At 44.8% G+C, this 12305-nt stretch carries 9 protein-coding genes; all 9 read left to right on the forward strand.

All coding sequences use genetic code 11. From position 1 onward, the window contains the following. Window positions 1–45: 45 nt before the first annotated feature. Window positions 46–729 (forward strand): fructose-6-phosphate aldolase, encoded by a 684-nt coding sequence (locus DWZ93_RS09115; protein WP_118452684.1) that lies wholly within the window; start codon window positions 46–48, stop codon window positions 727–729. A gap of 160 nt (window positions 730–889) precedes the next feature. Next, the gene (locus DWZ93_RS09120) at window positions 890–1192 is read left to right on the forward strand and encodes a metal-sensing transcriptional repressor (RefSeq protein WP_118382291.1); all 303 of its coding nucleotides are present in this window, start codon (window positions 890–892) and stop codon (window positions 1190–1192) included. A 28-nt stretch (window positions 1193–1220) separates the two neighbouring features. Further along, the gene (locus tag DWZ93_RS09125) at window positions 1221–3785 is read left to right on the forward strand and encodes a heavy metal translocating P-type ATPase (RefSeq protein WP_118452685.1); all 2565 of its coding nucleotides are present in this window, start codon (window positions 1221–1223) and stop codon (window positions 3783–3785) included. Window positions 3786–3818: 33 nt separating this feature from the next. After that, window positions 3819–4067 carry a heavy-metal-associated domain-containing protein gene (locus DWZ93_RS09130; protein ID WP_118382293.1) on the forward strand — a complete coding sequence of 83 codons (249 nt, stop codon included), beginning with the start codon at window positions 3819–3821 and terminating at the stop codon, window positions 4065–4067. Between the two features lie 275 nt (window positions 4068–4342). Then, the gene (locus DWZ93_RS09135; protein ID WP_118452686.1) at window positions 4343–6499 is read left to right on the forward strand and encodes a PTS transporter subunit IIABC; all 2157 of its coding nucleotides are present in this window, start codon (window positions 4343–4345) and stop codon (window positions 6497–6499) included. A 34-nt stretch (window positions 6500–6533) separates the two neighbouring features. Next, window positions 6534–7373 carry a PRD domain-containing protein gene (locus DWZ93_RS09140; protein ID WP_118452747.1) on the forward strand — a complete coding sequence of 280 codons (840 nt, stop codon included), beginning with the start codon at window positions 6534–6536 and terminating at the stop codon, window positions 7371–7373. Window positions 7374–7549: 176 nt separating this feature from the next. Beyond that, the gene (locus DWZ93_RS09145; protein ID WP_118452687.1) at window positions 7550–8947 is read left to right on the forward strand and encodes an alanine/glycine:cation symporter family protein; all 1398 of its coding nucleotides are present in this window, start codon (window positions 7550–7552) and stop codon (window positions 8945–8947) included. Between the two features lie 162 nt (window positions 8948–9109). Then, window positions 9110–10900 carry a bifunctional homocysteine S-methyltransferase/methylenetetrahydrofolate reductase gene (locus DWZ93_RS09150; RefSeq protein ID WP_118452688.1) on the forward strand — a complete coding sequence of 597 codons (1791 nt, stop codon included), beginning with the start codon at window positions 9110–9112 and terminating at the stop codon, window positions 10898–10900. Next, complete coding sequence (locus tag DWZ93_RS09155; RefSeq protein ID WP_118452689.1) at window positions 10878–12287, forward strand: DUF512 domain-containing protein; 1410 nt, start codon at window positions 10878–10880, stop codon at window positions 12285–12287. Before DWZ93_RS09150 ends, DWZ93_RS09155 begins: the two co-directional genes overlap by 23 nt. Window positions 12288–12305: the final 18 nt, after the last annotated feature.

The raw sequence follows: 12305 nt of genomic DNA on the forward strand, positions 1-12305 counted from the left end.
TGTGCAGCATGTTGATACTGACAAGGTAGAGTGAGGAAGAGTGAAATGAAATTACTGATTGATGATGCAAATATTGATGAGATTCGCAGATTATATGATCTGTACCCGATTGATGGAGTGACAACGAATCCATCGATTCTGGCGAAGTCAGGCAGACAGCCATATGACGTATTAAAAGAGATCCGAGAGTTTATCGGCGAGGAAGCTGATCTTCACGTGCAGGTGATTGCGAAAGATGCAGAAGGCATGATCGAAGATGCACATCGTATTGTAAAGGAATTGGGACAAAACACATATGTGAAGATTCCTTGTATTCCAGAAGGCTTCAAAGCGATGAAGGCACTTAAGAAAGAGGGCATCCGTACTACAGGAACTGCGATTTACACAGCGATGCAGGCATATCTTGCAGCAAAAAGCGGAGCATCTTACACAGCACCTTATGTGAATCGTATCGATAATATGGGATATAACGGTGTTGGTGTGGCAAAGGAGATTCAGGATATTTTTGAGATTCATGGACTGGACTGTGGCATACTGGCGGCAAGCTTTAAGAATTCACAGCAGGTGTTGGAACTGTGTGAATATGGTATAGAAGCGGCAACCGTTGCACCGTCTGTGATTGATGGATTTGTCAATAACGTAGCAATCACAGCAGCGGTTGATGCATTTGTAAAAGACTTTGAAGGTCTGACCGGCGAGGGTAAGACCATGAAAGACTGCGATCAGTAAAGAGAATAAATCGTCAATAAATGTATTGACAGATACCCCCTGTAGGTATATCATGTGTATATACCCACGGGGGGTATATTTGATTGGAGAAAATGTAATGCTTTCATGAAATGATGTTGGACAACTTATAATCAGCTGATAAACGAGGGAGAATACTGATATGGAAGAAAAGAAATGTTGTCGTGCCAAGACCACCAGCAGATCAGAGGAACAGAAGAAAAAGCTTCTGAACAGATTAAAGAGGATCGAAGGACAGGTACGAGGACTTCAGACAATGATAGAGAATGATGCATATTGCAATGACATCCTGATCCAGTCATCGGCGGTGAGCGCTGCGATGAACGGATTCAACAGGGAACTTCTGGCTGCACATATTCACAGTTGTGTGGTACGGGATATCCGGGATGGCAAGGATGAAGTAGTGGATGAACTGATCGCCACGATTCAAAAACTGATGAAATAGGTAGCACAAAGAAGACAGGAGGATAGAAATGGAACAGTATACAGTGACGGGTATGAGCTGTGCGGCGTGCAGTACGCGTGTGGAAAAGGCTGTTTCGAAGGTGCCGGGAGTTACATCCTGCTCCGTGAGTCTGTTGACTAATTCCATGGGAGTAGAAGGCACGGCATCCGCGGACAGTATTGTTGCCGCGGTAACGGAAGCCGGTTACGGGGCTTCTCTGAAAGGTGCAGAAGCTGAGAGCAGAAGTGCTTCTGCGGACGAAGACGCATTAAAAGACAGAGAGACACCGGTGCTGAAACGGCGTCTGATCATATCGATCGGATTCCTCGCAGTGCTGATGTATTTCTCTATGGGACATATGATGTGGGGCTGGCCGCTGCCGTCCTGGTTTGAAGGGAATCATGTTGCGATGGGGCTTGTGCAGATGATTCTTGCAGGAATCATTATGGTTATTAACCAGAAGTTTTTTGTTAATGGATTTAAAAGCCTGTGGCACAGATCGCCGAACATGGACACACTGGTAGCACTCGGATCAATGGCGTCTTATGTGTGGAGCGTGTTTGCGTTATTCCTGATGACGGATGCAGAAGTGCATGGAGACATGGCGGGCGTGATGAAGTATATGGATGAGTTCTATTTTGAATCAGCAGCTATGATCCTGACACTGATCACAGTGGGTAAGATGCTGGAAGCAAGATCTAAGGGCAAGACGACAGATGCGTTGAAGAGTCTGATGAAGCTGGCACCAAAGACAGCAGTACTGGTGCAGAATGGTGAGGAAGTAACCGTACCGGTCGAACAGGTGAAAAAAGGAGATATTTTCGTGGTTCGTCCGGGTGAAAATATACCCGTAGATGGTATTGTGCTAGAAGGCGCAAGTGCAGTTAATGAGGCAGCGTTGACCGGAGAAAGTATTCCGGTGGATAAGGCAGAAGGTGATCTGGTATCAGCAGCAACGATGAACCAGTCTGGTTATATCCGCTGTGAGGCATCCCGTGTCGGTGAGGATACCACATTGTCACAGATCATCCGTATGGTCAGTGATGCGGCTGCGACCAAGGCACCGATTGCCAAGATCGCGGATAAAGTATCGGGTGTGTTTGTGCCGGTAGTTATTACCGTTGCATGTATTACAACAGTCGTGTGGCTATTACTTGGAAGAGAATTTGCATATGCGCTGGCCAGAGGTATTTCTGTACTGGTAATCAGTTGTCCATGTGCGCTTGGACTGGCTACACCGGTGGCCATCATGGTTGGCAATGGACTGGGAGCAAAGAACGGTATTCTCTTTAAGACAGCGGTATCGTTGGAAGAGACAGGTAAGATGCAGATTGTTGCACTGGATAAGACCGGGACGATTACGGAAGGTGAGCCGGTAGTGACGGATCTGATACCGGTGGAGGGTATCTCCGAGACCGAACTACTGACAGTAGCGTATGCACTGGAGCAGAAGAGTGAGCATCCACTGGCAAAAGCAGTGATCAAGCGCGGTCAGGAGCGGTCAGTAGATAAATTGGAGGTGCAGGACTTTACCGCACTTCCGGGAAATGGTCTGTCAGCTGTACTTGACGGTCAGAGGATCGTCGGCGGAAGCATGACTTTTATCAAAGAGAAGAGCGGTCTTTCAGAGGCAATGCAGGAGATCTGCAATCGTCTGGCGCAGGAAGGTAAGACACCGTTATTATTTACATTAGATGATAAACTGATCGGTGTGATTGCTGTAGCGGATACCATTAAGAAAGACAGCCGTGAAGCAATCCGTCAGCTGAAGAACATGGGAATCCATGTAGTCATGCTGACCGGAGACAATGAGCGTACTGCCCGTGCCATTGGTGCGGAGGCAGGTGTGGATGAAGTGATCGCAGGGGTTCTTCCGGATGGTAAGGAAAGCGTGATCCGTAAGCTGAAGGAGCAGGGGAAGACCGCTATGGTTGGAGACGGTATCAATGATGCGCCGGCACTTACCAGAGCAGATATGGGTATCGCAATCGGTGCCGGAGCGGATGTAGCAATCGATGCTGCAGACGTCGTATTGATGAAGAGTTCGCTGCGTGATGTAGCGGCAGCAATCCGTCTGAGCCGTGCAACGCTCCGCAATATTCATGAGAACCTGTTCTGGGCATTTATTTATAATATTATCGGCATACCGTTGGCAGCGGGGGCATGGGTACACTTTGGACTGACGTTAAATCCGATGTTTGGAGCGGCGGCAATGAGCCTGTCAAGCTTCTGCGTCGTATCCAATGCACTGCGGCTGAACTTCTGCAGGCTGCATGATGCGTCAAGGGATAAAAAGATCAAGTCTGCAATAATTAAAGATACAATAATGAATACCGATTCTCAAGAAGAATCAGAAATGGAATCAGGAAAGGAAGGAACTACTATGACAAAGACAATGAAAATCGAAGGTATGATGTGTGGACACTGTGAGGCAAGAGTGAAGAAGGTATTGGAAGCACTGGCAGAAGTAGACAGCGCAGAAGTCAGCCACGAAGCAGGCACAGCAGTGGTAACACTGAACAGTGATGTGCAGGATGAAGTATTGAAGAAAACAGTAGAAGATCAGGATTACAAAGTAACCTCGATCCAGTAGTATCTGGATGCTATCGGTAAGGAGGAATACATCATGGTAAAAACAACATTACAGATCAACGGTATGGCATGCGGTATGTGCGAATCTCACGTAAATGAAGCAATCCGCAATGCATTTAAAGTGAAAAAAGTGAATTCTTCTCACTCAAAGAATGAGACCGTGATCATCAGCGAAGAGGAACTTCCGGAAGATCAAATCCGCAAAGTTATCGAGCCAACCGGATATGAACTGGTATCCGTATCAAGTGAAGCGTATGTAAAAAAAGGTCTGTTTCACAGATAAATGTGTTGACAAGTCAGACTATGTATGGTAATTTAACAAATAGATAGTATGTAACTTGTGAAAACGAGGCATTAACTATACATAAATTTTAATGGAATTTGTGTAGGGTTAGTGCCTTTTTTTGTACCAAAAAGTGATTATGCAGAACCCTTGTGGATAAATCGAATTGCTTCGTCATGCTTGCATGTAAGAAGCAAGATGACTTATCCGCAGGATGCAGGAAGTCAGGCAGCCTTCACAGATTTCAGTCATCTGAAAGTGAGGAGAAGAAAGAAATGAAAGACAAAATTTTTGGCGTGTTGCAACGAGTAGGGCGCAGTTTTATGCTCCCGATTGCTATCCTTCCGGTGGCAGGACTTCTGTTAGGATTCGGCGGTTCCTTTACGAATGAAACCATGCTGGAGACCTATCATCTGGTTGGATTGATGGGACCTGGAACAGTCTTCCATGCGATTTTTGAGGTAATGTCAGAAGCAGGTAATATTGTATTCGCAAATTTACCGATCATATTTGCAATGGGCGTGGCAATTGGTATGGCGAAGAAAGAGAAAGAAGTTGCAGCATTGGCAGCAGCAATCTCATTCTTCATTATGCATGCGTCTATCAGCGCAATGATCAGCCTGAATGGTGGTGCCGATAAGATGCTCAGTGGTGCAACGACTGATGTGTGCGGTATAACATCCCTGCAGATGGGTGTGTTCGGTGGTATCCTGGTAGGACTTGGAGTAGCAGCTCTCCATAACAAATATTACAAGATCCAGCTTCCACAGGTACTGTCATTCTTTGGCGGTACAAGATTCGTGCCGATTATCTCTGCATTGGTGTATACAGGTGTCGGTATCGTGATGTTCTTTGTATGGCCGGTAATTCAGAGCGGTATCTATGCAGTTGGTAATCTGGTACTTAATTCCGGTTATGCGGGAACCTGGGTATATGGATTCATGGAGCGTCTGCTGATTCCGTTTGGACTTCATCACGTATTCTACCTTCCATTCTGGCAGACAGGACTTGGCGGAACTATGGAAGTCGGCGGTAAGGTTATTGAAGGAGCACAGAACATTTTCTTTGCTCAGTTAGCAGATCCATCTACAACAAAATTTGCAGTATCAGCGACAAGATTCATGTCCGGTAAATTCCCGCTGATGATCTTTGGCCTTCCGGGAGCAGCACTTGCAATGTATAAAGCAGCAAAACCGGAAAACAAAAAGGCAGTTGGTGGTCTGTTATTATCTGCAGCACTTACATCTATGCTGACAGGTATCACAGAACCTCTGGAATTTACATTCCTCTTTGTGGCACCGGCTCTGTATGGTGTACACTGTGTACTGGCCGGAGCTGCTTATATGTTGATGCATATCTTTAAAGTTGGTGTCGGTATGACATTCTCCGGCGGACTGATCGATATGTTCCTGTTTGGTATTTTACAGGGTAATGCGAAGACCAACTGGATCTGGATCGTAATCGTAGGTGTGGTTTATTTTGTAGTATATTATTTCCTGTTTGGATTTATGATTCGCAAGATGGATCTGAAGACACCGGGAAGAAATGATGATGAAGAAGTGAAACTGTATCGCAGAAGTGATGTAGAAGCCCGCAAGAATGGTGGAGCAGGTGCTTCTGAAAAAGGCGAAAAAGATGATACTATCTCACGTATGATCTGTAAAGGACTTGGCGGTAAGAAGAATATCTCTGATGTAGATTGCTGTATCACGAGACTTCGCTGCACAGTTTATGATCCGTCTCTGGTAAATGAAGAGACACTGAAAGCCAGCGGTGCATCCGGCGTGGTACGTAAGGGCGAAGGTGTTCAGGTTATTTACGGACCGAAAGTTACACTGATCAAGTCTGATCTGGAAGATTATCTGGAGAGATGTGGTAATAATGATGATGAGGACGATGTGGCAACTCATGAAGTAACTCAGGAAGAGACAAAGGCTGTAGAAGAGAAGACAAATGAGAAAAAGCTTGTAAAGAGTATTACAATAGGAAGCCCGATCAAAGGTGTGGCAGCAGATCTGTCAGAAGTGCCGGACGAAGCATTTGCAGAACGCATGATGGGAGACGGCGCAGCAGTTCTTCCGACAGACCCGGTTGTGTGTGCCCCGGAAGATGGAGAAGTACTTTTTATATTTGACACAAAGCACGCAGTAGGATATGCTATGGATAACGGTATTAGCGTATTGATCCACGTGGGTATTGATACGGTAAAACTAGAAGGAAAAGGATTTGAGATATTAACAGAGCAGGGTGCGAAGCTGAAAAAAGGAGACCCGATCATGCGCCTGGATCTGGATTATCTGAAGGAACATGCACCGTCAGTGATGTCACCGATATTGTGTACGGAATTGACGGACAATCAGAAGATTTCTCTGTTGAAAGAAGGAGAGATTGAAAAGGGAGAACCGCTGTTTGCAGTAAATATTTACGAGTAGGCAGGAAGCTCCGGAGAGAATGAGGGCAGAACGGATGTACAGAATCAGCAAGGTATTGAATCACAATACCATCATCGGAATCCAGGAGGAAGATCACCAGGAATATCTGATCATGGCGAAAGGAATCGGATTTGGAAAGAAGGTTACGGAACGTGTAGAGCTTCCGGATGAAGTATCGATGTATTCGCTGAAGGAGACGACCAGGCGTGGCAGTGCCAGTAAGCTTGCCAGAAGTATTCCGCCGGAATATCTGGAAGTGGCAGACCTGGTGTTGCAGGAAGCTGAGAGAGTCTTTGGGAAGATTGATCAAAGCGTATTATTTCCTATGGCAGATCATATTGAATATGCGGTAAAACGTATCCAGTCCGGTGAGACGATCAGTAATCCGCTGACAGAGGATATCCGCCTGCTGTTTTATTCGGAATATAAAGTGGCACTGACTGTAGTGCCGATCTTAAAGAAAAGAATGGGTATTGATATGGATGAGCATGAAGTGGGATATATTGCGCTTCATGTCCATACGGCAATCGAAAAAGAAGAATTATCCCAGGCAATGCAGATCGCGCAGGCGGTCAGAGACTGTGTGTCTTATGTGGAAAATGTATTGGATAAGAAGCTGAATGTCATGTCCCTATCTTATAATCGTTTGATGAATCACGTCCGTTATATGGTGGCGAGACAGATGAGCGGCGAAGTACTGAAGCTGGATATGAATGATTATATGGGGCAGAAGTTTCCGGAAGAGTTTCAGATGGCAGCACAGATCTGTGAGAAGCTTGGAAAAGATATGCGTTGTCAGTTCTCAAAAGTAGAGATCGGATATTTGGCAATGCATCTGCAGCGAATACTTACGGATGAAGAATTAAATGAATGAGAAGAAAAGGTTGTGCGTGAACAATAGCGTATGACCTTTTCTTTTATCCATGAAAAGTTAAGAAAGTATCAGACTGGTTAATTAAAAGACTAAATTTACTTTTCTACTTTCGTATGCTATTATGATAACAAAAAAATGAACGTATAGTTTATATGAGAGTGGAAGAGGTTGAAAAGATGCTACATACAATTGAATCAGTCAACAGTGTGATTAACGATTTTATCTGGGGAGTTCCTGCAATGATTTGTATCATTGGTGTGGGACTGTATTTGAGTATACGTACCGGATTTCTTCAGATTCGTAAGTTTGGATATGCGATTCAGACAACGATCGGAAGAATGTTTCGTAAAAAGGAGGCATCCGATGGAGCACTGACGCCGTTTCAGGCAGTTTGTACAGCACTTGCAGCAACGGTCGGTACCGGTAATATTGCAGGTGTAGCCGGAGCAATTGCTATCGGCGGACCAGGAGCGGTGTTTTGGATGTGGATATCAGCGATTCTCGGTATGTGTACCAAATTTTTTGAGGTTACGCTGGCAGTACATTTCAGAGAGCGCAATGCAGAGGGAGACCTTGTCGGTGGCCCGATGTACTATATTAAGAACGGACTTGGGAAAAATTGGCGATGGTTGGCGTATCTGTTTGCAGGATTTGGCGTGCTGACGGTATTTGGAACCGGTAATGCCACACAGGTGAATACGATTACGACAGCAATTGATTCTGCACTTTTGAATTATCATGTGATTTCAACAGATGCAGTACCTGTAATGAACTGGATTATTGGTATTGCGATTACGTTTCTGGTTGGTTTGATCCTGCTTGGCGGGGTGAAGAGGATTGGACAGGTTACAGAGCGTCTGGTGCCATTTATGGCAGTGTTTTATATTGTGCTTGCACTTGGCGTTGTTGTATTTCATTTTCAGAATATCCCGGCTGTATTTGCTTCAATCTTTGAAGGTGCGTTCCATCCATCAGCAGTAACCGGTGGTGTGATCGGAAGTTTCTTCTTAAGTATGAAGAAAGGTGTATCCAGAGGTATCTTTTCTAATGAGGCAGGTCTTGGTACAGGTTCCATTGCACACGCCTGTGCAGATACCAGGAAGCCTGTAAAGCAGGGACTTTTCGGTATCTTTGAAGTGTTTGCAGACACTATCGTGATCTGTACACTGACAGCATTAGTTATCCTGTGTAGCGGTGTGTCTGTTCCGTATGGTGAAGCAGCAGGAGCGGAGCTTACGATTGCAGGATTCACAGCAACATATGGTAACTGGGTATCTATTTTTACTGCAGTGGCAATGTGCTGTTTTGCATTTTCTACAATTCTCGGATGGGGATTGTATGGGGCAAGATGTATTGAGTTTTTGTTTGACGCAAAGGTAATCAAGCCATTTATGGTGGCATATTCGTTGGTGGCGATTCTTGGTGCTACTGTTGAGTTGGGTCTTTTGTGGAGTATCGCGGAGACATTTAACGGACTGATGGCGATTCCGAACTTGATTGCAGTATTCCTGCTGTCTGGTACGGTAGTGAAGATGACAAAAGAATATTTTGCAGGAGAAGGAAAGGATTCTTAAATAGGGTTCTAGAAAAATTTGTTAAGAAAGAGCTGTGTACAAAAATGGTGCACAGCTTTTTGTTTAGTATCGGATGATTGAATAAATCCATTGTTAATTATCTGGTGAACAGTCAGAAAGTATGTTATTATAACATATAATGTGACAGAAGAGGAGAGCATTATGAGATTATTGGACAAGATAAAAGATCACATTTTATTGATGGATGGTGCAATGGGCACTTATTATAATCAGCAGTATGGTACAGAACTGGAGGCAGAGGAAGCGAATCTTGTGCATCCGGAGGAGATTACTGCAATACATAAGGCATACATTAAGGCAGGAGCAGAACTGATCAGAACGAATACCTTTGCAGTGAATCATCTGATGTTTCCGAAGCAGGAGGAATGCAAGAGAGCGATTCATGCAGCGATTGCCTGTGCGAGACAGGCGGTAGCAGAATCCAGTCGTGAAGTGGAAATTGCTGCATCGATCGGACCAATCCGCCAGACGGTGACAGAAGATGATGAGAATACGATAAAGGAATATCAGTTCCTTATAAATTCGATGCTGGCAGAAGGCATTCACATTTTTGTACTTGAGACGATGTTGGAATTAAAATGGGTTCAACCATTATCAGAATATTGTAAGAGTCAGTGTGAAGAGTCCGTCGTGATCGTTCAGTTTTCTTTGAATCCATCCGGGTATACCCAGTATGGATTCGGAATGAAAGAGATTATTGATAAGTTGTGTCAGATGGAGACGGTCGATGTCTTTGGATTTAACTGTGGCGTAGGTGCTGCACATCTTCGGAAACTTTTGGAGAAGCAGACATTTCCAAAGGAATGTATGTTAAGTGTGCTTCCGAATGCCGGATATCAGCAGGAGCTCCGCGGCAGAATGCATTATGGAGATGATCCGGAGTATTATGCGAAGCAGATGGAACGCATGATCCCACTGGGAATTAATATTGCAGGTGGATGTTGTGGTACTACACCGGAACATATTGCTGCATTGAAAAAAGTACTTGGTGGACAGGCACCTCAACCAAAAGAGGTTGTAGAGGAAAATGCGGATGGAGAGAGTGTAAGTAATGCAGCACCGACTGATTTTATCAGCAAGTTAGATCGTGGCGAGAAGGTGTTTGTAGTTGAACTGGATGCGCCGTTTGATGCGCAGATGGATAAATTCAGTAAGGGAGTTTATGCATTAAAGGAAAATGGAGTGGATATGATAACGGTATCGGATTCACCATTGGCAAGATCCAGGGCAGATGCAGCACTTTTGGCTGTTTATGCAAAGCGTCTGACAGACATTTCTGTGATGCCGCATGTGGCAATGCGTGACCGCAACCTGATTGGTCTTCGCTCAGAAATATTGGGTGCACATGCGAATGGTATACGCGATTTTCTCGTGATCACGGGAGATCCGGTGGGACCGGATAACCGTGGCAAGATTACCGGTGTATTTGATGTAAACTCTATCCGTTTTATGGAATATCTGCAGCACATGAATGAAGAGATATTCCCGGATCAGCCGGTGTATTATGGCGGTGCGCTTAATTATGCAGGTAATAATATCCGGGCAATTTCCGGCAGAATGCGTAAAAAGATGGAAGCAGGATGTGCATATTTCCTGACACAGCCGATATTCTCAGAGGAAGATGTACAGAGAGTGATCGAGCTGAAAGAGATGACGGGTGCGAAGATTATCTGTGGTCTGATGCCGTTAGTCAGCTACAGAAATGCACTATTTATGAAGAATGAGATGCCGGGCATTCATGTAAATGATGAGATTCTGAACCGATATGATCCAGAAATGAGCCGTGAAGAGGCGGAGGATACAGCAGTAGCGCTTTGCCTGGATATTGCAGAAGCACTGCGTGGGGCTGCAGATGGATTTTATCTGATGACACCATTCCATAGAGTGGGACTGGTGAACCGCATTATCAATGCGATTAAGCAAGGAGAATAAGTTGAAGAAGAATGAACATTTGATCAAAGAAGTCTATCCGGGTTCAATTGCCGAGGAGATGGGAATTGAACCGGGCGATGTGCTGCTTCGGATTAATAAGCAGGAAATCGGAGATGTATTTGATTATCGTTACTATATAAAAGATGATTATATCGAAGTGCTGATCCGCAAGGCAGATGGAGAAGAATGGCTGCTGGAGATTGATAAGGATTACGATGATGATCTGGGAATTGAGTTTGACAATGGGCTGATGAGCGATTACAGATCTTGTAGTAATAAATGCATTTTCTGCTTTATCGATCAGATGCCCCCGGGTATGCGTGAGACCCTGTATTTTAAAGATGACGATTCCAGACTGTCATTTCTGCAAGGAAACTATATCACGCTTACCAATATGTCGGAGAAAGATGTAGAGCGCATTATTCATATGCAGCTTGCGCCGATCAATATATCGGTGCAGAGTACCAATCCGGAACTTCGCTGTAAGATGCTTCACAATCGGTTCGCAGGTGATAAATTAAAATATCTGGATCAGCTGTATGAAGGACATGTGGAGATGAATGGTCAGATTGTATGCTGTAAGGGCGTTAACGATGGGGATGAACTGAGAAGAAGTATTGAGGATCTGTCAAAGTATCTGCCATTTATGCGGAGTGTGTCGGCCGTTCCGGCAGGTATTACCAAATACCGGGATGGGTTATATCCATTGGAGTTATATACCAAAGAAGAGGCGGGAGCGGTTATTGACCTGATCGAGAGCTATCAGAAGAAGTTCTATGAAGAATACGGACTTCATTTTATTCACGCCAGTGATGAATGGTATATTACCGCAGAACGTGATTTTCCGGAAGAAGAGCGGTATGACGGGTACATTCAGCTGGAAAATGGTGTAGGCATGATGCGTCTCTTTATCGAAGAGTTTGAAGAGGCGGTGAGGCATCTGGAAGGAAAGCCAATGGAACGTACGCTGACTATTGCTACCGGTAAGCTGACGTATCCGACGATTTGTCAGTTTGCAGAGCAGCTGATGAAGCTATATCCGGGTCTCGTGGTTCATGTATATGCAATCCGCAATGATTTCTTTGGAGAGACGATTACCGTATCCGGTCTGATTACGGGACAGGATCTGGTAACACAACTGTTGGAATATAAAGAACAGGGGGTGGATCTTGGTGAGACACTTCTGATTCCGTCTAACATGTTACGTACAGGCGAAGAAGTGTTCCTGGATGATATGACGGTGCAGCAGGTGGAAAAAGCATTAGAAGTACATCTGACAGCAATCGAACCTGGTGGACAGGACTTTGTAGATGCGATTCTTGATGAAGAATATCAGATGGAGAGAGAAAACGAAGAATTTGTATATGTAAATGCATATGACAGGTAAAAAGATTGCGCATAAAGC

The sequence above is a fragment of the Dorea sp. AF36-15AT genome (genome assembly GCF_003477705.1).
GTDB lineage: Bacteria > Bacillota > Clostridia > Lachnospirales > Lachnospiraceae > Claveliimonas > Claveliimonas ammoniilytica.

Excerpts from the sequence above, each read along its gene's own strand:
- DWZ93_RS09115 (WP_118452684.1), top strand. The coding sequence starts at position 46 with ATGAAATTACTGATTGATGATGCAAATATTGATGAGATTCGCAGATTA.
- DWZ93_RS09120 (WP_118382291.1), top strand. The coding sequence starts at position 890 with ATGGAAGAAAAGAAATGTTGTCGTGCCAAGACCACCAGCAGATCAGAG.
- DWZ93_RS09125 (WP_118452685.1), top strand. The coding sequence starts at position 1,221 with ATGGAACAGTATACAGTGACGGGTATGAGCTGTGCGGCGTGCAGTACG.
- DWZ93_RS09130 (WP_118382293.1), top strand. The coding sequence starts at position 3,819 with ATGGTAAAAACAACATTACAGATCAACGGTATGGCATGCGGTATGTGC.
- DWZ93_RS09135 (WP_118452686.1), top strand. The coding sequence starts at position 4,343 with ATGAAAGACAAAATTTTTGGCGTGTTGCAACGAGTAGGGCGCAGTTTT.
- DWZ93_RS09140 (WP_118452747.1), top strand. The coding sequence starts at position 6,534 with ATGTACAGAATCAGCAAGGTATTGAATCACAATACCATCATCGGAATC.
- DWZ93_RS09145 (WP_118452687.1), top strand. The coding sequence starts at position 7,550 with ATGCTACATACAATTGAATCAGTCAACAGTGTGATTAACGATTTTATC.
- DWZ93_RS09150 (WP_118452688.1), top strand. The coding sequence starts at position 9,110 with ATGAGATTATTGGACAAGATAAAAGATCACATTTTATTGATGGATGGT.
- DWZ93_RS09155 (WP_118452689.1), top strand. The coding sequence starts at position 10,878 with ATGCGATTAAGCAAGGAGAATAAGTTGAAGAAGAATGAACATTTGATC.